Here is a 22,133-nt window from a genome sequence, read left to right on the forward strand (position 1 = left end):
TCCATCCATAAGTGACAGCCGAAGCCGCCTTTCAATTTCGCACCATGCGGTGCAAAATGTTATCCGGTATTAGCCCCGGTTTCCCGGAGTTATCCCAGTCTTATGGGCAGGTTACCCACGTGTTACTCACCCGTCCGCCGCTAACTTCATAAGAGCAAGCTCTTAATCCATTCGCTCGACTTGCATGTATTAGGCACGCCGCCAGCGTTCATCCTGAGCCAGGATCAAACTCTCCAATAAAGTTAGTTTGTCTAGCATCTAAAATAAAAATTGACGTTTCACGTTGTTTGTTTCGTTCAGTTTTCAAAGAACTCTCTTGCCGCCGAAGCGACTTTATCAATATAACATTTTGTTATATTTTCGTCAACAACTTTTTTATTTGAAAAGTTGTTTTTTGTTTGTTTTCTTTGTTGTCTTTCGTGACAACGAATATAAATATACCAGTTCATTTATTAAAATGCAATAGTTTTTTAATAAAATTTTTTAACGGAATAAGAAAGTATAAAACTAGCACTAAATCCCTACATAAAGACCCCTTTCTTTTATATAGGAAATAAACCATTTAAACTTCACTATACTAGAAAATAACATAAAGAAAAGCTTTGGAGAAATCTCCAAAGCTTAGATTAGTCTTGCTTGTGACGCATCGCTGGGAATAACAGCACATCACGAATAGATGGTGCATTTGTTAATAGCATAACAAGACGGTCAATACCAATTCCAAGTCCACCTGTAGGAGGCATACCGTACTCAAGTGCTTCAATATAATCATCATCCATCATATGTGCTTCATCATTACCTTGCTCACGCTCTTTTAATTGCGCTTCAAAACGCTCTTTTTGATCGATTGGATCATTTAATTCTGTAAATGCATTTGCATGCTCACGCGCAACAATAAATAACTCGAAACGATCTGTAAAGCGTGGGTCTTCATCATTCTTTTTCGCAAGAGGAGAAATTTCCACTGGATGACCATAGATAAATGTAGGTTGGATTAATTTTTCTTCTACTTTCTGTTCAAAGAATTCATTAATAATATGACCAACTTCCATTGTGTCTTTAATTTCTACACCGTGTTCTTTCGCCAGTGCACGTGCTTCTTCTACACTCATCGGGCTCCAGAAGTCCGCTCCAGAGTATTGCTTAATCGCATCTACCATATGAAGGCGTGTCCATTCTGGCTCTAAATTAATTTCATATTCCCCATATTGAATTGTTGTTGTACCTAGTACTTGTTTCGCAATATGAGCAATCATATTTTCTGTTAGTTTCATAATATCTTTATAATCAGCGTACGCTTCATATAATTCAATCATTGTAAATTCAGGATTATGACGCGTTGATACACCTTCATTACGGAATACACGGCCGATTTCGTATACTTTCTCTAAACCACCTACAATAAGACGCTTTAAGTGCAATTCAATTGCAATACGCATATATAGTTCCATATCTAATGCATTATGGTGTGTGATGAACGGACGAGCAGATGCCCCACCGGCAATCGCATGCATCATCGGTGTTTCTACTTCAAGGTAACCATTATCATCTAGATACCTTCTCATTTCACGAATGATTTTACTACGAGTAACAAATGTTTCGCGGCTCTCCATACTTGTAATTAAATCTAAGTAACGTTGGCGATAGCGTTGTTCAACATCTTTCAATCCATGGTATTTATCTGGCAATGGACGAAGTGCTTTCGTTAGTAACGTAAAGCCTGTTGCCTTTACTGAAAGTTCTCCTACGTTTGTTTTGAAAACTTTCCCTTCGATTCCTACTAAATCACCTAAGTCAGCTGTCTTAAATAATTCATATTGCTCATCTCCAACAGCATCTTTACGAACATAAATTTGAACTTGTCCGTGTAAATCTTGAAGATGTGCAAAACCTGCTTTCCCTTTACCGCGCTTCGTCATAATACGACCAGCAATAGAAACTGAGATTTCTTTCTCTTCTAATTCTTCTTTAGAGAGCTCCCCATACAAGTTTAATAATTCTTTGGTTGAATTCGTACGTTCAAAACGTTTACCAAACGGATCGATCCCTTGTTCGCGTAAATTATGTAACTTCTCACGACGAACAAGCAATTGGTCATTTAATTCTTCGTGGTTCATGTTATCCATGGTATTGATATCACTCCAGCTCTATTAAATTTTACAATATATACAGTATATCATTTTCTACTCAACTAGAAAAACTGCCAGTAGTATACTGGCAGTTCTTCTTTCTTTCACGTAATTATAGGTAGTGAGGGCAGGAATGTCAAACGTTCTCTCCCCTTTTTTTAACCAACGTGAATTGTTTCTTGTTTTGCTTCTACTTCTTCTACAAATGCCCCTAGCAAGGAAGCAAGGTCCTCACGCGTATTGCACGTATTAATTGCATTACGCACTCCTGCATTACCACGAACACCTTTTAAATACCAAGCTGCGTGCTTTCTCATTTCTCTTACTGCAATATCTTCGTTCTTTAAATCAATAAGACGATCTAAGTGGAGCATACATACATCTATCTTCTCACGCACCCTTGGTTCTGGTAATAACTCTCCTGTTTCTAAATAATTTACCGTACGATAAATCATCCAAGGATTACCAAGGGCCGCTCGACCTATCATAACACCATCGACACCAACTTCATCAAGCATGCGTTTTGCATCTTGAGGTGTTTCCACGTCACCATTTCCGATAACCGGAATATTTACAGATTGTTTTACTTGTTTAATAATATCCCAATCCGCTTTTCCTTCATACATTTGAACACGTGTACGTCCGTGAACCGCCACTGCTTGGCCACCTGCACGTTCAACAGCTCTAGCATTTTCAATTGCGAAAATATGGTCTTCGTCCCAACCAATACGCATTTTAACTGTAACCGGCTTTTCAACAGCATCTACAACTGCCGCTACCATTTCATACACCTTATTTGGATCTAATAACCATTTTGCACCAGCATCACACTTTGTAATTTTCGGAACTGGGCAACCCATATTGATATCGATAATATCCGCCGTTGTGTTTTTATCTACATATTTCGCAGCACCGACAAGCGTTTCTTTCTCACCACCAAAAATTTGTAAACTTAGTGGCTTCTCTCTCTCATCAATATATAACATATCTAATGTTCTTTGGTTATTAAATAAAATCGCTTTATCACTTACCATTTCAGCACATACTAAACCCGCACCAAATTCTTTTACAGTTAGACGGAATGCGGAGTTACATACCCCCGCCATCGGTGCTAATACAACTGGATTCTTCATCTCGATGTTTGCAATCTTTAACACTCGACTATCTCCTTCCTTTGTCCTCACTTTGGCATTAATTCATCTATTGAAATATTTAATGTCTTCGCAACTTCTACTACAAAATCTTGAGAAGGGGTTCTATTCCCTCTCTCGACTTCTCCTAAAACGGATACAGATACCCCTAATTCCCTTGCAAAACCTTCTTGCGTATAACCTTTTAATTTCCGAAAAGCACGAATGCGTCTTCCCCATTTTTCTGCTTCCATACCGTTACTCCCTCTCGCCTTTTCATTTCATCTACTTGTGAACGTGAAATATCTCGTTTTATATCTCGATTAATCTCTAACAACGGAACGATAACAAAAGCTCTTTCGAACATCCGCGGATGCGGAACAATAAGATTCTCTGCTTCAATATTTTCTTGATTATAGAGCAAAATGTCAAGGTCAATGGTTCTTGGGCCCCATCTAATTTCCCTTTTCCTTCCTAAATCAATCTCAACCTTTTGCGTTATTTTCAACAACTCTTGCGGTAGTAAATTGGTAGAAATTTTTATAACTAGATTTAAAAAACGATTTTGATCTGTATATCCAACTGGATCTGTTTCATATACAGAAGAAACATCTTTCACTTGAATATAAGGATTTTTATTTAATAACTCAATCGCTTCCAATAAATAAGCATAGCGATCACCAATATTTGATCCTAACGAAACGTATACATCATTTTTCATAATCGTTCTCTCGTAATTTCTACCGCCACAGCACGGTAATGCCCCGGGATTGGCGGGTCTGGTTTAACAACCTTTACTGTACACCGTAAAATACTTACGTATCGAGTCAATATATTCGCCGCTATATTTTCCGCTATACTTTCTACAAGTTTGTACGTTTGATCCTCAACTACTTGCCTGCAAAGTTCAAAGAGCTCCCCATAGTTTACCGAATGCTCTAAGTTATCACTTTCACCCGCTTGTTTTAAATCCAGCTCCACAGTTAAATCGACTTTAAATCTTTGTCCCAGTTTATTCTCTTCTGGAAATACACCATGATAGCCATAAAACTCCATGTCATGGATATAAATTTTATCCAATCACTTTCCCCCCTTACCAATCATCGCATCCATCATCTTCGCCATACGCGCCATTTCTTTCACATCATGAACACGAATCATTTCACAACCTTTTTCAATACCAAGACATACCGACGCCCCAGTTCCTTCTACACGTTCCTCTACCGGCAAGTCTAAAACATGACCAATAAATGATTTTCTGGAAGTCGCAAGAAGAACTGGATACCCTAATACATTTAGCTTTTCTAAATTACGCATCACTTCTAAATTTTGTTCTACCGTCTTCGCAAAACCGATACCTGGATCTAAAATAATATTTTCATCAGGTACACCCGCATCTTTTGCAATTTTAACACTCTCATATAAATCCGCAATCATATCAGCCATTAAATTACGATAGTTTGTGTTATCACGATTATGCATTAAGATAATCGGTACATTATAACGTGCTGCCACTTCCGCAATTTTCGGTTCAGCCTTCGCTCCCCATATATCATTAATAACATGGGCACCCGCTTCAATTGCTTGCTTAGCTACTTCAGCTTTATACGTATCAATAGAAATAGGCACTTTCACTTCTTTCGAAATCGCTCGAATCATCGGAATCACGCGTCTTAACTCTTCTTCCACTGAAACTTTCGCGAAGCCAGGACGAGTTGATTCCCCACCAATATCAATAATATCAGCACCGCCGGCCACCATTTCTCTCGCGTGACTTACAGCTGCGTTTACCTCATCGTAGTTTCCACCATCTGAGAATGAATCTGGTGTAACATTTAAAATCCCCATGATTAATGTCTTTTTATTTAAATTCAGCGTATATTCGCCGCAGTGTAAATCATAACTCCACTTCACACTACACATCTCCTCTCCGCAATTCATTTCGGCTCCAAAGCTTTCCTCTATGTATTTCATACACACGCATCAGTTGCTTTGTAACCTCGCCTTCTTTACCCGGGAAATCTCTCTCTTCAATATGGCGAAATGGCACGATTTCTTGAACAGAATTTGTTACAAACACCTCATCAGCGGAAAGTAACTCATCTTTCGTAAAGAAACCTTCCTTCACTTGTATATTCAACATTTCAGCAATCTGTATAATAAAAGCGCGAGTAATCCCATTTAAAATTCCTGTTTCAAGCGAAGGCGTATATAAAACACTTCCCTTCACAAAAAAGAGATTCGAAACAATCCCTTCCGCTATATGACCGGCTTCAGTTAAGAAAATCCCCTCTTTACTTACAACATTTCCAATTTCACGTTTTCCTAAAATGTTATTTAAATAATGATGAGACTTTAAACGAAACGCTCCTTCCGGTGTATTTCGTGTTTGTTCCAAAATAACGCCTTCCTTTTCCACTACTACACCTGGAGCTGCCAAAGGCTTTATAAATACAATAACAGAAGGCTCTTCATAAACCTCTGTTTGCAAACCTATTTCATCTATACCAGCCGATACATTAAAGCGAATATACGCATGATTTAGCCCATTTCTTACAAGTAATTCTTGTAAAATGCGACACACATCTTCTTTTGTCATCGTCCACTCGATTTGGAGCGTAGAAAGAGCATCCATTAAACGTTCATAGTGATCGTCTAATAAAAATGGATGCCCGTCATAAATACGAAACGTTTCAAAAACACCTAGTCCATATAAATATCCATGATCATATGGGGAGATTTTTGCTTCACTCGCTTCCACATATGTACCATTTACATAAATTAACATGATGATACACTCGGACTATAACCGCGGATAAAGTTCTGCAGTAACTCTTTCCCATGGGAAGTCATAATAGACTCCGGGTGGAATTGCACTCCTTCGATTGGCAATGTTTTATGACGAAGCCCCATAATCTCTCCCTCTTCTGTCCAAGATGTTACTTCTAAACATTCTGGCAATGTTTCCTTTTTAACAATAAGAGAATGATAACGAGTTGCCGTAAATGGATTGGGAATTTCCGAAAAAATTGTTTTCCCATCATGATACATCGGAGAGGTTTTCCCATGCATTAAACGTTCCGCACGAACAACATCTCCTCCAAATACCTGTGCAATCGATTGGTGACCAAGACACACTCCAAAAATCGGAATCCTCCCTGCAAAATGCTTAATAACATCCATACTTACACCAGCTTCATTAGGACTACAAGGCCCTGGAGAAATCATTAAAAAGTCTGGTTTCATTTGTTCAATATCTGAAATTGTAACTTCATCATTACGCTTAACTACCAGTTCCTGTCCAAGTTCTCCAAGAAACTGTACTAAATTAAATGTAAAAGAATCATAATTATCAATCATCAATATCATTTCTCTCACCTAACCGTTTCTTCGCTGCATTCTTTTGCACGCCATAGAGCGATTGCTTTTTTTAACGACTCTTTATACTCATTTTTCGGATTTGAATCAATTACAATTCCTGCCCCGGCCTGCACATACGCTTGTCCATCCTTTGCAAGAAGCGTCCGAATCACAATATTTAACTCCATATCCCCTGAATAACCAATCCAACCAATTGAACCTGTATAAATCCCACGGCGAACCGGTTCTAATTCTTCTATAATTTCCATTGTACGTATTTTAGGTGCTCCCGTAATCGTTCCACCCGGAAACACAGCTCTTACTAAATCAAAAGCATCCTTATCTTCCCGGACCTCTCCACGAACATTAGAAACTATATGCATAACATGCGAATATTTTTCAATTACCATAAATTCATCTACTTCAACAGTCCCGTACTTACAAACTCGCCCTAAATCATTTCGCTCTAAATCTACAAGCATCACGTGTTCCGCTCGTTCTTTTTCATTTTCAATTAACTCTTTCGCCAAACTCTCGTCTTCTTGCTCATCCTTCCCTCGAGAACGCGTGCCAGCAATCGGACGAGTACTCACTTCAGTCCCTTGCTTTTTAATTAATAATTCAGGTGAGCCACTAACAATTTGAAAATCTCCAAGTTCTAAATACCCCATATATGGTGATGGATTAATTTCACGAAGACTCGTATAAATTTCGAGCGGATGTGTTTGCAATGTTTTCTCTTGCCTTGTCGACAGATTTACTTGAAATACATCCCCAGCTCCAATGTACTCTTGAATACGCTGAACAGCTTCCATAAATCCTTCTTCTGTAAAAGCTACTGCTTCATTTCTATTTTCAGGACATTCAAATGGTACTTTAACTTCAGGAGCTTCCTTCAACCAAAGATTCTTCCATTCATTTAAACGATTTTCCGCTTCTTCACGTTCATCTATATAATGTGTAATAATCCATAGCACTTTTTCCTTTTGATCATACACAAACACATCATTGAATAATAAAAAGAATACGTCAGGTATATCCACATCATCCTTAGCAAGAGGTGGAAGCTTCTCAATATAACGGATACAATCATAACTAAAATATCCAATTGCACCACCTTGAAACGGAGGATACTTTGGATTATGATCCGTTTTCCATTGTTCCATATAATGTTGCATCAAATCTAATGGATTCCCTCTTTGTATTGTTTCCTTACCACTTTCACTTATATGTAACGTTTCATTCTTCCCCCGAATTACCGCTACAGGATCAAGCCCTGCAATAGTATAACGACCACCGCGACCACTTTCTAGTAAGATATGTTGGTTCTTATTCTGAGAAAGAAACTTATACTGCTTAAAAAAATCTAACTGATATGGAATAGAAAGCGCTAAAGATTTTCTTCGTTGCATATCAACACCCCGTCTTCTTTTATCCCACTCCCTTAGACGAATCATCTCAAATTACAGATAGTTAATAGGAAATAATTATCCTTGAGAGCTAGTGAAAATAATTTAACTTTACTACTACTTATTTTACATGAAGTTTTCTAGTCATTCACTCTTTTCCTATTTTCAAACGAAAAAAGAAAAAGCATCCCTGTTAAGGAATGCTTTCTTCTGACCGCACTGATTATGATTCAAATTGATAAAGTGGAGTGCTTAAATAACGCTCACCATTACTTGGAATAATTACAAGAACCTTTTTCCCTTTACCAAGTTTTTTCGCAACTTCTGTCGCAGCATAAATGACAGCACCTGAAGAAATACCAACTAAAATACCTTCTTCACGAGCTACCCTTCTTGCATATTCAAATGCCTGTTCTGTCTTCACTTGAATAATTTCATCATATACTTCTACATCCAATGTTTCAGGAACAAATCCAGCCCCAATACCTTGAATTTTATGTGGACCTGGTTTTCCGCCAGATAACACTGGAGAATCCGCAGGTTCTACTGCATAAATTTTAATGTCTTTATATGTTTCCTTTAACACTTCACCAGCACCTGTAATTGTCCCACCAGTACCGATACCAGCAATAAATGCATCTAATTGGTTGCCCATCTGCTCAACAATTTCTGGACCTGTCGTCAAACGATGAATTTCTGGATTCGCCTGATTTTGGAATTGTTGTGGTATAAAGTAACCATGATCTTTTGCCAATTCAGTCGCCTTACGAATTGCACCACCCATTCCTTCTGGACCTGGAGTTAATACTAATTCCGCTCCATAAGCACGTAATAAGTTACGACGTTCGATACTCATTGTTTCTGGCATTACTAAAATCGCCTTATAACCTTTTGCAGCTGCCACCATCGCTAAACCAATTCCTGTGTTACCGCTAGTCGGCTCAATGATTGTATCGCCTTCTTTTAATAAACCTTTTTTCTCAGCAACTTCGATCATGGATAGTGCAATACGATCTTTTACGCTACTTCCAGGATTCATAAATTCTAATTTTAAGTAAATGTCTGCACTGTCTTGTTCTACGATGCGGTTCAACTTAACGATCGGCGTTTTCCCGATTAATTCTGAAACTGATTGTGCCACTCGCATTCCTGTCACTCCTAACACCGAGTATTTTTATTGGTTTTGTCTATTTTTTAATTTTGTCAGAAAATTCCCTATTTGTCAATCCATTCGAAGGATTGATTCCCCATGAACAATTTTATTACAAGCTTTCAATTAAGTTTGTAATATCTTCTTTAGAAAATTTATATCGTTCATTACAGAAATGACAATGCACCTCTGTCTCATCCTCTTCTTCACGAACTTGTTCTAATTCTTTCTTACCCAGACTAATCAATACACTCTCAATACGCTCACGAGAACATGTACAATTAAATTGAACATCCATTGTTTCTAATACTTTCACTTTGTCTTTCCCTAATACTTCATATAATAATTCTTCTGGTGAAAGACCTTGTTCAATTAACTTTGACACAGGCGGAATTTTTTGTAGGCGTTCCTCAATAAATGAAATTGTCTCCTCTTGCGCACCTGGCATAATCTGCAAAATAAATCCGCCAGCCGCTAAGATGCTATCATCCCCATTTACAAGAACTCCAACACCAACAGAAGAAGGCGTTTGCTCAGAAACAGCGAAATAATATGTGAAGTCTTCTCCCAATTCACCTGAAACAATTGGAGATTGTCCGATAAATGGTTCACGCATACCGATATCTTTAATAACCGTTAAAGAACCCTCTGTACCCACAGCTTGATATACACGTAACTTACCTTGCTCCGTCGATTCGAAATCAACATGTGGATTCGTTACATACCCACGTACATCTCCATTTGCATGAGCATCCACTAGAATCGGACCAAGCGGACCATTCCCTTCTACTTTAATCGTCAGCTTCTGGTCACCTTTTAACATAGCTCCCATCATTGTACCAGCTGTTAACGAACGCCCAAGCGCAGCAGAAGCAGTCCGCCATGTATCATGACGTCTTTGTGCCTCACTTACTGTATTTGTTGTACGTACACCGTATGCACGAACCTCTCCATCAAACGCTAACGCTTTTACTAAATAATCTTTCATCCTTATTTATTCACCCTTCTCATGTTGTAAATTTGCATTACGTTCATATAACATATACAAGCCCTTCAATGTTAAAAACGGATCTACAATATCAATTACATTAGATTCTTCCGCAATTAATTTTGCTAATCCACCAGTTGCAATAACTTTCGGTTCTTGTTTAGCTTCTTCTTTCATACGCTTCACAATACCTTCCACTTGTCCAACATATCCATAAAGAATCCCTGATTGCATTGCACTTATCGTATTTTTCCCAACAACACTACTTGGTTTTGTAATTTCAATACGAGGAAGTTTTGCTGCCCGACTGTATAAAGCCTCTGCCGAAATCATAATGCCCGGTGTAATTACACCACCCATATAATGCTTATTCTCGTTAATATAACAATATGTAGTAGCCGTTCCAAAATCGACAATAATCAGAGGACTTCCATATAACTGGATGCCAGCTACAGCATTTACAATACGATCCGCTCCAACTTCACGTGGATTTTCATATTTAATATTTAAACCTGTTTTTATTCCTGGCCCCACTACAAGCGGTTTAATTTTGAAATACTTCTCACACATACGCTCTAAGGCGAACATAATTGGTGGTACAACCGAAGATACAATAATTCCTTTCACATCTTGGAAAGAAAGGCCCTCATGTTCAAGTAACTGTTTCACTAACATACCATATTCATCTTCCGTTTTATGACGGTCCGTCTCCATACGCCAATGTTGGCGAAGTTCCCCATCTTCAAATACACCAAGTACCGCATTTGTATTCCCTACATCCAATACAAAAATCATATTCTCACCACTTATCTTATTTAATCTATATTTGTGCAGTATGTACAAAACTTATAATGCCATCATATCATACATACCCATATAATCAGTTTTTCCATCTTCATCATTTTACAAAAAGATCGTTCATCATTTCAATTTTTAATGCAAAGAAGCTTCAAATTTATATACCATTACATAAATTCCTCAGCATAGAAAAAAGGAGTGACTATTGTCACTCCTTCATTTTTTATTTATCTTCTACGTTCTCATCATCTTTTTTCATTGTGATATTTACTTTCACATCTTCAGATGACTTCTTACGCTCAGGTAAAACTCCATAATCATATAAATGATTAATTTGCTCTGCATCTAACGTTTCCACTTCAAGTAGTGTTTTTGCAATAATATCTAGCTTATCACGTTTTTCAGTAAGAATTTGTTTTGCACGAGCGTAACATTCTTTCATAATACTTTGCATTTCCATGTCAATTTCATGTGCAATTGCATCACTGTAGTTTTGTTCTGAATGGAAATCTCTTCCTAAGAACACTTGACCACCTTGTGAGCTACCAAACTGCATCGGTCCAAGCTTATCACTCATACCAAATTCCGTTACCATACGTCTCGCAATGCCAGTCGCACGTTGGAAGTCGTTGTGAGCTCCTGTACTTACTTCACCAAATACAATCTCCTCAGCCACTCGGCCACCGAGTAAACCAGTGATTTTATCAAGTAATTCTGGCTTTGTCATGAAGTAACGATCTTCTTTCGGAAGCATTACTGCATATCCACCAGCTTGACCACGAGGGACAATTGTTACTTTATGAACGATATCCGCTTCATCAAGTACAACACCAATTACAGTGTGACCTGCTTCATGGAATGCGACAATGTTGCGTTCTTTTTCAGAAATAACACGACTTTTCTTAGCAGGACCTGCAATCACGCGATCCGTCGCCTCATCGATATCAGACATGTCAATTTTCTTTTTATCTTGACGTGCAGCTACTAACGCAGCTTCATTTAATAAGTTTTCAAGATCTGCACCAGAGAATCCTGGTGTACGAGTTGCAATCGCTCTTAGGTTAATATCCTCATCAAGCGGCTTATTACGAGCATGTACCTTCAGTACTGCTTCACGTCCATTTACATCTGGACGATCGACTGTAATTTGACGATCAAAACGTCCTGGACGTAATAATGCTGGATCAAGAATATCAGGACGGTTTGTTGCAGCGATGATAATAATACCTTCGTTTGCACCGAATCCATCCATTTCAACAAGAAGTTGGTTTAACGTTTGTTCACGCTCATCGTGACCACCGCCAAGACCCGCTCCACGTTGACGACCTACCGCATCAATTTCATCGATAAAAATGATACAAGGAGCATTTTTCTTCGCATTTTCAAATAAATCACGTACACGGGAAGCACCGACACCGACGAACATCTCTACGAAATCAGAACCACTGATAGAGAAGAAAGGAACGCCAGCCTCACCTGCAACAGCACGCGCAAGTAATGTTTTACCTGTCCCTGGAGGTCCAACTAATAGAACACCCTTAGGAATACGGGCACCAACCTCAGCAAACTTACGAGGATCTTTTAAGAATTCTACTACCTCAACAAGCTCCTGTTTCTCTTCGTCTGCTCCAGCTACATCTCTGAAGCGTACTTTTTTCTTTTCATCATTGTATAACTTCGCCTTACTCTTTCCGAAGTTCATAACACGGCTACCACCGCCCTGAGCTTGGTTTAGTAAGAAGAAGAATAAAATGAAGATAATTACAAACGGGATAATAGAAGTAAAGAATGTCACCCAAGCACTTGTTTCTTCAGCTGGTTGATACTTTACTTCAGCACCTTGTGCTTTGTCATTAATTTTCTTTTGTAATTCTTCAGTATTTGGCGCATAAGTAACAAATTGCTCTTCCTTACTAGCATTGCTAAATTGTCCTTTTACCTCAAATACACCATTCTTTGGTTGAAGTTGCACATTACGCACTTCACCCTTTTCAAGTTTAGTAATGAATTTATCGTAGCTAACTGATGTCGTTTTTTGTGTTGAACCATTAAAATAGCTCACGATTCCAATTACTACTAAAAATATCAGTAAATAAAAGATGGTATTACGGAAGATACGATTCATTCCTAACCTCCTCTCACGGCATAAACACTATAGTAAATCGTAACATAGAAAAACTTTCCTATCCAATGATAACGCCTGTAGTTAATTAATTTGAGTAAACGCTTGGTTTTAATACTCCAACATAAGGAAGATTACGATATTGCTCCTTATAATCTAAGCCATATCCTACTACAAATTCATGAGGAACAGTAAATCCAACGTAATCTGCTTTTAGGTCTACTTTGCGACCTGTTGGCTTATCTAATAGCGTAACAATCTTTACAGATTTCGCCTTACGATATTTGAATAGGTCCACTAAGTAGCTTAATGTAAGACCGCTATCAATAATATCTTCAACGATTAAAATATCGCGACCTTCTACAGAAGTATCAAGGTCCTTTAAAATTTTCACTTCACCTGTTGAAACTGTAGAATGACCGTAGCTAGAAACAGCCATAAAATCCATTTCAAGATATGTATCTGTTCTTTTTAATAAGTCTGCCATAAATGGCATTGCACCCTTTAATACACCAATTGCAAGAGGTACTGTATGTTTATAATCCTCTGCAATAATTGCACCTAGCTCGTGCACCTTTTCTTGTATTTGTTCTTCGGAAATTAATACTTTTTCGATATCTTGATTCATCATTTCATTATCCTCCTGGAAGACTCCTTGCTTTTGTAGTGAATAATCATATATTTATCCTTATCTGTTGTTCCATGTGAAATGGCAAATGCAGATCGTTTTAACAATGGAACCCAAATAATATTCCCTCTTGCATCACAAACAATCGGCCACTCTTCTCTTTTTTCTTTTGGTACTTTTGCCTCGATAAAAATAGCTTTTATCTTTTTTGTACCACTCATACCTTGTATTGACATGCGATCTCCATTTTCTCTAGAGCGGATATGAAGAGGATATGATATATCATTATACTTAGCAACAAATACCGTTTCATTCATGTTGCTTGGTAGTTCCTCATTTACTTCTGCTACAAGCTCATCCCCGTTTGCTAATGTAATGGCACCAGGTACTGATAAAACTTGTGAAAAAGGAAAAACAATTTCTTGTTTAAACCGGAAACTACATTCTTCATATGTACGAACAATTTTTAGGTCACTAGGAAAATCAAGTGAGCCTGAAGGATGCGTTCGCTTAAAAAATGCAATAACTTTGTCAATATGTATAGAAGAAAGCGAAGACGGAATCTTGTATTCATAAAGATAGTTTAATATTAGTTGAATCCCTCTTCTTTGTAAAGGCATAGGCATGGATTCAAAGGCAGGAATTGATAAGACGATGTGTTTATTACTTTTTTTTGTAATTACTTTATTCATCTTTTCAAAAGCTAATTCCTGCAAATACGCCTCATCCTCTTGCATAAGCATACTAAAATTTTGAAATTTCTCATGCACATGCGGATTTTCCTCTTTTAAATAAGGTAGAACATGCTTACGTAATCGATTCCTTGTATATACTTCCTTTTCGTTACTCGGATCCATGCGAGGTGTAATCCCTAGCCTATTACAATAAGCATTGATTTCTTCCTTTGTTACCGCTAATAATGGTCTAATTAAATACCCATTATGGAAAGGGCGTTTCACAGCAATTCCCGCATATCCCTTCGGAGTACTCCCTCGGACGAGGCGCATTAAAATCGTCTCCACTTGGTCATCTCCATGATGTCCAAGGGCTACATACAATGCACCATATTTCCTCATTATTCTTTCCAAAAATGCATATCGGCATTCTCTAGCAGCCACCTGTGCATTCATTCCATATTGCTGTTGATATTGCGACACATTAATTCTTATCGTTTCGCAAATAACCCCGACCTTCTGACAAAGTTTCTCCACAAATTGTAAGTCTTTGTAGGATTCATCTCCTCTAAACATATGATCTACATGCGCAACTACAATTTTCAATTCTTTCTCTTCCCGTTTCTCTAATAGATAATATAAAAGAGCTAAAGAATCAGGGCCTCCAGAAGCCCCTACAACAATTGTCGAATGTTCTTTTAATACATCATGCCGTTTTGCAAACTCATCTACCTTTTCAACAAATGTATCTTTCAACTTTGCAATCACCTTTCATTAAACAAAAAAACAATATCTTGCCTTGCTTATAATGGTACAACTTTTACAAACTTTGTGCAAAAAAAAGATGTACAAAATTCACATTTTTATCTTACATCCATCTCCTATCTTCACAGGACAAATGAAACTAATTCCTCCTATAAAAAAAGGCCTAGGTATTACCCTAGACCTCAGAACCAAATTTTGAAAACTTACACTCCCCTATTGCGCTTGTTTACCCACAAGTGGAATCGTAGCCCACTTTGGCATATTCTTCTTTACCTTCGCAACGACAATTGTCATATCGTCATTAATATAACCATCACCAGAACGAATAACCTCTTCCATAATAATATCAGCAATTTCTTGCGGATCATCTGTTTGCAGTTCTTTAATTTTACGTTTCATCCACAATTCATGGTTTTCCACATGCTGTGCTCCTTCAAAAATCCCATCGCTCATCATAACTAGAATATCTTCTGTTTTTAATTGTTCACCAACAACATCTACCTCAACATCCTCAATAATTCCCATTGGCAAATTGCTTGCTTCTATTTTAAAAACGGTATTTCCACGTTTTACAAAGCTTGGTGTTGAACCAATTTTTAAGAACTTAGCGCTCGCGTCACGTAAATCTACCATAGCTAAATCGAGCGTCGTAAACATTTCCTCTGTCGTTCTCAATGAAAGAATTGAATTAATAGACTTAATGGCAATTTCTTCATCAATACCGGATTGTAGTATTTTTTGTAACAATTTGACCGTTTCTTTACTTTCCATATGTGCCCTTTGTCCATTTCCCATTCCGTCACTAATAGCAAGAGCATACTTTCCAACACTTAAATCCATCATCGCATACGAATCCCCTGATACAAATCCTCCTCCTTTTGCTGCTGTAGCAAGCCCTGTATCAAGAGAAAATGTTTTTGCTGACCCAAAAGATATCATACTATGACCATTTGGATAAGCAGAAGGCTCCTCATGTTTAACCACAATATTTTCTTTTAAAATATCCGAAAGCATCGGAGCAACTAATTTTTCACATTCACCATGTTGATTAGATGCCGCAGGAATCATCATTTCAATATCAATATTTCCTCTATCTAAACAATAAATATCAACATGTTCCACCTCAACACCAAAGTCACGAAATGCTTGTAAAATCCGCTCTTCCTGCACTTGATGATTTTCCCGTTCACGCTGAATTTCTTTCGCAAAATCTTCCATTACTTTCGAGACACCTAATAATTGTTCTGCCACAATTCTACGATTCTCTTTCATTTGTTTTCGTAACTTTTGACCCTCATAGAAATGACCTAATTCCCCTGCCATTAAATCTGTTACTTTTTTTCCTCTTACACAGTGTTTTTCCCACTCACGAACCAACTTACGGTTATGTTGAAGCGTTCCTTCTTCTGTTTCATCCATAATTTGTTTCATATAATCATATGTCTTATCGAAATTCACTACCCAGCATTGATCCTTTTTAAAACACGATTGGCATGTCTTTGCTGTAATTGTACTTAAAAATAAATCAGCCTCCGTCTCCTTGTCCTCTTCTTCCACATATCCATATATTGAAAAACTATTAGATAATGCAGAGAATACATTTGCAAACTGATTAATTTTATTCGCCGTAACATCACGCATTCTTCTTAAATATTGTTGTTGATCATGAGAATGCTCTTGTGTTCCTGGCATAAATTTAGCAAACCGATCAATAATTACCTTTGGCGTTAATAGAAAGAACCCTATAGCTACTCCAGATTCTATTAAAGTTGTTATAATATTCGTTTGTTTATCGACGTATAATGTAATTAAACTTGTACCAATTAACAACCCTAAGCTAACTCCAAGACGCTTTCCTTCTTTTAATAATCCACCAAGTAACCCCGAAAAGGCTAATAAGCTAAGTTGAGACAAACTAGCTACATTTGCTAAACTCAATATCAATCCCGTAACAACCCCTACTGTTGAACCAGTAGCTGCACCTGCAACAAAAGCAAATAATAGTACTAAATATCTAGTAAAAATATGTTGAACTGAGGCGTCGTAAATAAACCAATCTGTTGTACCTGTTAATACAGATGCAAGTAATATAATTAAACAAACAATTTCTTCTGTTTCCAATGCTTGCTGTTTCCCTTTTCTTTCTGTTAGCAATGGCACACTTTGTAAAAAAATCATTGTTAAAACAAAACTAAGTCCTGCTTCAATGGTACTTACGAGTAAATCATATGTCGTGACAGTTTGCTGCGCGAAGTAAACAACAGCGAGATGTGCGGTTAATGCGGAGATAAATACTTGAAATGGTACAAGTCCAACAATTTTACGTGTAAACCGACTAAAGAAGATATTATAAATGAAGAAAGTAAAAATAGATGCAAAGGCAAAAAACAAATTATCTATTGAAACGGAAAGCGCACCACCCATAAGGGCAAGAAATGCGAGCGGCATCTTATCACGTTTCATTACATAAACAGCAGCAAAAAATGGTAGTGCAAACGGCAAAATGTTCGTTAATATATATGCTCGTCCTAAAAGAAAACCGATTACAGCAATAACAAATCCCCATCTAAAGAAAACTTGCTCTAATTTCACTTTCAACTTGCTTGTCCATGTGATTGATCTGAGTTGCCCATCATTCATAGCCAGTGTACTTGTGTTTACAGTGTTCCTTCCTGCTTTTGGCATATTTTTAACACCACCTGCATAGTTTAATTACTGTCATTATAAAAGATAATTATTGGGATTTTTGTCAAAACAACAGTTCTCACCTACATAATCGTTCGACTTTTTATTCAAAATAAACCTATATATATACAAGTTGTTAAGGCCAAACACTTATAAAGGAGTGAAAATTCAAAAAATAAAAGGTGTTTTTGTAGAAGCTTTGTACTTCTTTTACAATTTTTTAACAAAAAAAGATCATGCGTATATGCATGATCTTTTTTAGATGACCCGTACGGGATTCGAACCCGTGTTACCGCCGTGAAAGGGCGGTGTCTTAACCACTTGACCAACGGGCCGTTAAAATAAATATAGCGGCGGAGGGGATCGAACCCCCGACCTCACGGGTATGAACCGTACGCTCTAGCCAGCTGAGCTACACCGCCATGTCGTCTTATTTAACGGACAATTAGTATCTTATATCAAATACGTTTTAAAGTCAACATGTTTCAAAAAGTTTTTTATTCTTTTTTTAATATACTCATTTACATAAAAAAGCACCCCGAGTAAATTACCCTGGGCACCTCTCTATATGTGAAAAATAAAACGTTCGTTTTATCCGCGACGAGCGCCACGGCCACCACGTTTAGATTCTGTATTACGCTTTAAAGAAGTCAAACGATCTTCACTGTCTTTTAAAAAGCGTGCCATCTTTTGCTCGAATGTTTCTTTTTGATTCCCACCGTTATCACGGCCACCACGGTTATCTCTGTTAAAAGAACGATTGCGTTGCGGACGTCCAGAACGTTGTTGATCACCACCACGTTGATATTCACCGCGTGGACGATCTCCTTCTGGTCTTACACGTTCTTTCGCTTTTTTGATAGATAGACCGATTTTCCCATCTTTTTCAACATTAATAACTTTTACTTCTACTTCATCGCCTACTTTTAAGTGATCATTAATATCCTTCACATAATTATCAGCAACTTCACTAATATGAACAAGACCCGTTAAGCCTTCTGGCAGCTCCACAAAAGCCCCAAAATTTGTAATACCTGTTACTTTACCTTGTAACTTGCTGCCTACCTCGATTGACATAAAAAAAATGCTCCTCCTTAGTGATTAAAAAGTCAAATTTTACTTTATTATATATAATCCTAAAATATAGTGTCAATAAGACACACTCTACTTAGAAACAGGAAAAATTATCTCTCCTTTTCCAGAGAAAAAATAATCTCTCCTAGCAATCTTTAAAACATACTCTTCGTCATTCAACTTTTGAACATCATCTTGTAATTTTTTTTCTTTCTTTGTTAATGAACCCAATTCTTTTTTCATCTCTTCAATCTTTACTTCTTTTGCTTTAATGGAACTATTTTGTTGATAAAACGTTACGCTAATACTCGCAATAGTTGTAAAAGCAAACACAAAAAAAACTGCTAATCGGCGATATAATCGCTTTCTGTTTTCGTTCGTTTGTATTATATGTTCTTTTACAGAATTTGGATTCTGTTCTACGATCATTCTTTGCTTCAGTTCCCTCATTTCCGAGGTCCCCCTAACTTCTTTTTTATACGCTCCCAGATTTGACAGATATACTTCTTCAATTTCTTTGTATGTTCCAGTATTCCCACATATCTCTTTATAAAAAGTTTAACACGATTAGGGAGATGTTTCCATATAAGCAAAGTAAGAAATCGAACAGGCCAGAAAAAAACTTTCCATACCAAAAGTAATATCCATGCAGAACATTTCCACAACACACGCCCGATTGAAAATAGTATACGAAATAAGAATAATATAAAAGCAATAATAAGCTGCGCTATAATAATAACAGGTTTTATCATAAGTAGCTGTACAATTTGAATAAAAAATTGTATCGTTTGCACAAAAACATAAATGAGAAAATTCAATACTCGCATGTACACTGCTTTCAATAAGCTTTGATATGCAGCAAAGCCACAAAGCAAAGCTACAAAAACATATATACGTAATTCAGCTTCATTTACAATGAGCAATACGTAAAAGGCAAACAGTGCTTGGACAATCCAAAACAGTATATCATATATAAATACAAGCCAACGCTTACGCTGTGGTCGCTTTAAAAAACGTTGGTATGTATCTAACGCCGCCCCAATCCAAGCACCCATCCCAATCATAGAAAGCATTGTATACAGTTGAATCGTTAAACTCATTTAAACAACTTACTAAAGAATCCTTTAGCTTTCTCCCCTTGATTTTCATCAATGTACAATATCTCATGAATTTTCCCTTTAATGGATACAATGCCCTTTTCTACATCTAAATTTTTCATTTGTAAGTTTTGACCACGAATTGTTAAAAACCCCATTACAGTTTCTAATAAAAACTCTTCACTATCAAAACTCTCTACTTGTTTTACGCCTGTAATATCTATTACACGTCTACCACGCATAATAATATCATGCTCTACAGAAACATTCTGTTGATTAGAAGACAAAGCTGAGTAGCCCTTATTCACGTCAATCCCCCCATAGCTTTATACTATCTAGTAAATAATGTATGAGGAGATGAAATAATTTAGAACAAGCCTTCTTCTGCTTTCACTTTCTCTTCACGAACTACTGTATACATATTAGCTGCATCTTCTTTTTTCGTTGTTTCTTTTAACTCATTTACCTTTACAGTTACTACCTTTTGCCCAAAACGAATTGTTAGCTCGTCATCTACTTTTACATCAGAACTTGCCTTTGCAGCTTGCCCATTAATCATAATTCTTCCCTGGTCGGCTACTTCTTTTGCCAATGTTCTTCTTTTAATTAAACGTGACACTTTCAAAAATTTATCTAAACGCATCTCATTTCCCCCCCCTTATTGATTCTCTATCTGTTTTGCTTCTTCCCATAAAGCGTCCATTTGCTCTAAAGTTAATTCCTGCATTTCCTTATTCATTTCAGCTACTTTCGCTTCCATGTATATAAATCGGCTTATAAATTTTTCATTTGTTGTATGCAATGCTTCTTCTGGATTCAGTTTATAGTAACGAGCAATATTAACAAAAGCAAATAATAAATCTCCAAATTCACTTAACATTTTTTCCTTATCCATCTTTGCAACTTCTTGCTCGAACTCTTTCAATTCTTCAAAAACTTTCTCCATCATTGGCTGTACATCATCCCAATCAAAACCAACTGTTCCTGCTTTTTTCTGAATTTCATACGCACGCATTAATTGTGGCAAACTTTTAGGAATTCCTGTTAAAATAGATTCCCTTACATGTCCCTTTTCTTGTTTTTTAATTTCTTCCCAATTTGAAACAACTTCTTCCGCATTCTCCACATCCATATCTCCAAATACATGCGGGTGACGACGTACCATTTTCTCAGATAGCGTTCGGATAATATCATCAACGGAGAACCAACCCTCATCTTCTCCAATTTGAGCATGAAGCATAACTTGTAATAACACATCACCAAGCTCTTCAACCAAGTGATCATCATCTTCCTCATCAATTGCTTCTAGCACTTCATATGCTTCTTCAATTAAATATTTCTTTAAAGACTGATGCGTTTGTTTTTTATCCCATGGACAACCATTTGGTCCACGAAGCTCAGCAATGATTTCTCGGAGCACATCAAATTGTTGATATAAAGAAGCTCTCTCATTAACAGGCGGCACATATACGCTTGTTAAATTGTTCAATTCTGCTTCATGATCTAACATATAGAGCGGAACTTTTTTCACTTGCTCAAACGACGTCCCTGCAGCTGTTACAATGTACACGTCATACTCATCTGGCAACATCTCCATTAGTGTTAATTTCACCTCAGATGCAACAAACGCATCATATACTTGGCAAAAAATTAAATGTTGGCGTAATTCTAATTGACCTCGTTCAAATGAAGTTGCATCAATCAACTGAAACCCTTCAATTGGGTCTATCTTCAAACTAGCAAACATCGGATCCAAAAAGCTTTGTCCACCTTCAATTTGCACCTTAATCTGCTTTTCTTTCCCTTTTTGTAAAAGCAATTGAACAGTTCGCTCCGCAACAAGTGGATGACCTGGTACAGCATATACAATATCCGTACTTTGCGCTTGTTCTATTAACGTATCTGCAATTGTTTCGTACACAATCTCAAATGTATCATGCGCCTCATATACATCATCAAAAGCTGTATATTTTACACCTTCTTTTTCTAATTCTTCAATAACTGGGTGTTCCTTCGTACGAATATACATATGATCTGCTTCTTTTATCTTTCTGTACACACCCATTGTCAGCTGGTCTAACTCACCAGCACCTAATCCTAAAATCGTGATTACTCTACTCACAA

Annotated in this window: 22 protein-coding genes, 2 tRNA genes and 1 rRNA gene; all 25 read right to left on the reverse strand. The window is 37.2% G+C overall.

What is annotated here, in order from left to right; translation table 11 throughout:
* Positions 1–240 (reverse strand): 16S ribosomal RNA (locus BLV40_RS24155); the annotation flags it as partial.
* A gap of 386 nt (positions 241–626) precedes the next feature.
* Positions 627–2,126, reverse strand: coding sequence for a lysine--tRNA ligase (lysS, locus tag BLV40_RS24160; RefSeq protein WP_090694602.1), 1,500 nt, complete (start codon positions 2,124–2,126; stop codon positions 627–629).
* 161 nt (positions 2,127–2,287) lie between these two features.
* Positions 2,288–3,286: a tRNA dihydrouridine synthase DusB gene (gene dusB / locus BLV40_RS24165; protein WP_090694606.1), complete on the reverse strand. Its 999-nt coding sequence runs from the start codon at positions 3,284–3,286 to the stop codon at positions 2,288–2,290.
* A 23-nt stretch (positions 3,287–3,309) separates the two neighbouring features.
* Positions 3,310–3,513 carry a helix-turn-helix domain-containing protein gene (locus tag BLV40_RS24170; RefSeq protein WP_026593138.1) on the reverse strand — a complete coding sequence of 68 codons (204 nt, stop codon included), beginning with the start codon at positions 3,511–3,513 and terminating at the stop codon, positions 3,310–3,312.
* Complete coding sequence (folK, locus tag BLV40_RS24175; protein ID WP_026593137.1) at positions 3,465–3,980, reverse strand: 2-amino-4-hydroxy-6-hydroxymethyldihydropteridine diphosphokinase; 516 nt, start codon at positions 3,978–3,980, stop codon at positions 3,465–3,467. Before folK ends, BLV40_RS24170 begins: the two co-directional genes overlap by 49 nt.
* Positions 3,977–4,339 (reverse strand): dihydroneopterin aldolase, encoded by a 363-nt coding sequence (gene folB, locus BLV40_RS24180; RefSeq protein WP_090694609.1) that lies wholly within the window; start codon positions 4,337–4,339, stop codon positions 3,977–3,979. The genes folK and folB overlap by 4 nt, the downstream gene beginning before the upstream one ends.
* The gene (folP, locus tag BLV40_RS24185) at positions 4,340–5,200 is read right to left on the reverse strand and encodes a dihydropteroate synthase (protein WP_081811090.1); all 861 of its coding nucleotides are present in this window, start codon (positions 5,198–5,200) and stop codon (positions 4,340–4,342) included.
* A complete protein-coding gene (pabC, locus tag BLV40_RS24190) occupies positions 5,175–6,047 on the reverse strand; it encodes an aminodeoxychorismate lyase (protein WP_090694615.1) in 873 nt (290 codons plus the stop codon). The genes folP and pabC overlap by 26 nt, the downstream gene beginning before the upstream one ends.
* Positions 6,041–6,628 carry an aminodeoxychorismate/anthranilate synthase component II gene (pabA, locus tag BLV40_RS24195; RefSeq protein WP_090694618.1) on the reverse strand — a complete coding sequence of 196 codons (588 nt, stop codon included), beginning with the start codon at positions 6,626–6,628 and terminating at the stop codon, positions 6,041–6,043. Before pabA ends, pabC begins: the two co-directional genes overlap by 7 nt.
* A gap of 5 nt (positions 6,629–6,633) precedes the next feature.
* The gene (gene trpE / locus BLV40_RS24200) at positions 6,634–8,031 is read right to left on the reverse strand and encodes an anthranilate synthase component I (protein ID WP_026593132.1); all 1,398 of its coding nucleotides are present in this window, start codon (positions 8,029–8,031) and stop codon (positions 6,634–6,636) included.
* A gap of 220 nt (positions 8,032–8,251) precedes the next feature.
* Complete coding sequence (gene cysK, locus BLV40_RS24205; RefSeq protein WP_026593131.1) at positions 8,252–9,175, reverse strand: cysteine synthase A; 924 nt, start codon at positions 9,173–9,175, stop codon at positions 8,252–8,254.
* Between the two features lie 115 nt (positions 9,176–9,290).
* Complete coding sequence (gene hslO / locus BLV40_RS24210; RefSeq protein WP_026593130.1) at positions 9,291–10,166, reverse strand: redox-regulated molecular chaperone HslO; 876 nt, start codon at positions 10,164–10,166, stop codon at positions 9,291–9,293.
* Between the two features lie 6 nt (positions 10,167–10,172).
* Complete coding sequence (locus BLV40_RS24215) at positions 10,173–10,961, reverse strand: type III pantothenate kinase (protein ID WP_026593129.1); 789 nt, start codon at positions 10,959–10,961, stop codon at positions 10,173–10,175.
* Positions 10,962–11,187: 226 nt separating this feature from the next.
* Positions 11,188–13,089 (reverse strand): ATP-dependent zinc metalloprotease FtsH, encoded by a 1,902-nt coding sequence (gene ftsH / locus BLV40_RS24220; RefSeq protein ID WP_026593128.1) that lies wholly within the window; start codon positions 13,087–13,089, stop codon positions 11,188–11,190.
* 85 nt (positions 13,090–13,174) lie between these two features.
* Positions 13,175–13,717, reverse strand: a complete 543-nt coding sequence (gene hpt, locus BLV40_RS24225) for a hypoxanthine phosphoribosyltransferase (protein ID WP_026593127.1) — start codon at positions 13,715–13,717, stop codon at positions 13,175–13,177.
* Positions 13,714–15,144, reverse strand: coding sequence for a tRNA lysidine(34) synthetase TilS (gene tilS, locus BLV40_RS24230; protein WP_090694621.1), 1,431 nt, complete (start codon positions 15,142–15,144; stop codon positions 13,714–13,716). The genes hpt and tilS overlap by 4 nt, the downstream gene beginning before the upstream one ends.
* Before the next feature lie 222 nt (positions 15,145–15,366).
* Positions 15,367–17,838: a stage II sporulation protein E gene (gene spoIIE, locus BLV40_RS24235; RefSeq protein WP_139265609.1), complete on the reverse strand. Its 2,472-nt coding sequence runs from the start codon at positions 17,836–17,838 to the stop codon at positions 15,367–15,369.
* Positions 17,839–18,101: 263 nt separating this feature from the next.
* A tRNA-Glu gene (locus BLV40_RS24240) sits at positions 18,102–18,173 on the reverse strand.
* Between the two features lie 13 nt (positions 18,174–18,186).
* Positions 18,187–18,260, reverse strand: a tRNA-Met gene (locus BLV40_RS24245).
* A 169-nt stretch (positions 18,261–18,429) separates the two neighbouring features.
* Positions 18,430–18,915, reverse strand: a complete 486-nt coding sequence (locus BLV40_RS24250; protein WP_026593124.1) for a S1 domain-containing RNA-binding protein — start codon at positions 18,913–18,915, stop codon at positions 18,430–18,432.
* A gap of 87 nt (positions 18,916–19,002) precedes the next feature.
* A complete protein-coding gene (gene divIC / locus BLV40_RS24255) occupies positions 19,003–19,362 on the reverse strand; it encodes a cell division protein DivIC (protein WP_026593123.1) in 360 nt (119 codons plus the stop codon).
* Positions 19,359–20,012, reverse strand: a complete 654-nt coding sequence (gene yabQ, locus BLV40_RS24260; RefSeq protein WP_026593122.1) for a spore cortex biosynthesis protein YabQ — start codon at positions 20,010–20,012, stop codon at positions 19,359–19,361. Before yabQ ends, divIC begins: the two co-directional genes overlap by 4 nt.
* Positions 20,009–20,317 (reverse strand): sporulation protein YabP, encoded by a 309-nt coding sequence (yabP, locus tag BLV40_RS24265; protein ID WP_090694624.1) that lies wholly within the window; start codon positions 20,315–20,317, stop codon positions 20,009–20,011. Before yabP ends, yabQ begins: the two co-directional genes overlap by 4 nt.
* Positions 20,318–20,376: 59 nt before the next feature.
* Positions 20,377–20,652 carry an RNA-binding S4 domain-containing protein gene (locus BLV40_RS24270; protein ID WP_026593120.1) on the reverse strand — a complete coding sequence of 92 codons (276 nt, stop codon included), beginning with the start codon at positions 20,650–20,652 and terminating at the stop codon, positions 20,377–20,379.
* Between the two features lie 15 nt (positions 20,653–20,667).
* Entirely contained in the window at positions 20,668–22,131 is a 1,464-nt protein-coding gene (gene mazG, locus BLV40_RS24275) for a bifunctional methyltransferase/pyrophosphohydrolase YabN (RefSeq protein ID WP_090694669.1), read from the reverse strand.
* Positions 22,132–22,133: the final 2 nt, after the last annotated feature.

Origin of the sequence: Bacillus sp. 166amftsu, from assembly GCF_900107445.1 — a bacterium.
GTDB lineage: Bacteria > Bacillota > Bacilli > Bacillales > Bacillaceae_G > Bacillus_A > Bacillus_A arachidis.

Excerpts from the sequence above, each read along its gene's own strand:
- lysS (WP_090694602.1), bottom strand. The coding sequence starts at position 2,126 with ATGGATAACATGAACCACGAAGAATTAAATGACCAATTGCTTGTTCGT.
- BLV40_RS24170 (WP_026593138.1), bottom strand. The coding sequence starts at position 3,513 with ATGGAAGCAGAAAAATGGGGAAGACGCATTCGTGCTTTTCGGAAATTA.
- folK (WP_026593137.1), bottom strand. The coding sequence starts at position 3,980 with ATGAAAAATGATGTATACGTTTCGTTAGGATCAAATATTGGTGATCGC.
- folP (WP_081811090.1), bottom strand. The coding sequence starts at position 5,200 with ATGAATTGCGGAGAGGAGATGTGTAGTGTGAAGTGGAGTTATGATTTA.
- pabC (WP_090694615.1), bottom strand. The coding sequence starts at position 6,047 with ATGTTAATTTATGTAAATGGTACATATGTGGAAGCGAGTGAAGCAAAA.
- pabA (WP_090694618.1), bottom strand. The coding sequence starts at position 6,628 with ATGATATTGATGATTGATAATTATGATTCTTTTACATTTAATTTAGTA.
- trpE (WP_026593132.1), bottom strand. The coding sequence starts at position 8,031 with ATGCAACGAAGAAAATCTTTAGCGCTTTCTATTCCATATCAGTTAGAT.
- cysK (WP_026593131.1), bottom strand. The coding sequence starts at position 9,175 with ATGCGAGTGGCACAATCAGTTTCAGAATTAATCGGGAAAACGCCGATC.
- hslO (WP_026593130.1), bottom strand. The coding sequence starts at position 10,166 with ATGAAAGATTATTTAGTAAAAGCGTTAGCGTTTGATGGAGAGGTTCGT.
- BLV40_RS24215 (WP_026593129.1), bottom strand. The coding sequence starts at position 10,961 with ATGATTTTTGTATTGGATGTAGGGAATACAAATGCGGTACTTGGTGTA.
- ftsH (WP_026593128.1), bottom strand. The coding sequence starts at position 13,089 with ATGAATCGTATCTTCCGTAATACCATCTTTTATTTACTGATATTTTTA.
- hpt (WP_026593127.1), bottom strand. The coding sequence starts at position 13,717 with ATGATGAATCAAGATATCGAAAAAGTATTAATTTCCGAAGAACAAATA.
- spoIIE (WP_139265609.1), bottom strand. The coding sequence starts at position 17,838 with ATGCCAAAAGCAGGAAGGAACACTGTAAACACAAGTACACTGGCTATG.
- BLV40_RS24250 (WP_026593124.1), bottom strand. The coding sequence starts at position 18,915 with ATGTCAATCGAGGTAGGCAGCAAGTTACAAGGTAAAGTAACAGGTATT.
- divIC (WP_026593123.1), bottom strand. The coding sequence starts at position 19,362 with ATGAGGGAACTGAAGCAAAGAATGATCGTAGAACAGAATCCAAATTCT.
- yabQ (WP_026593122.1), bottom strand. The coding sequence starts at position 20,012 with ATGAGTTTAACGATTCAACTGTATACAATGCTTTCTATGATTGGGATG.
- BLV40_RS24270 (WP_026593120.1), bottom strand. The coding sequence starts at position 20,652 with ATGCGTTTAGATAAATTTTTGAAAGTGTCACGTTTAATTAAAAGAAGA.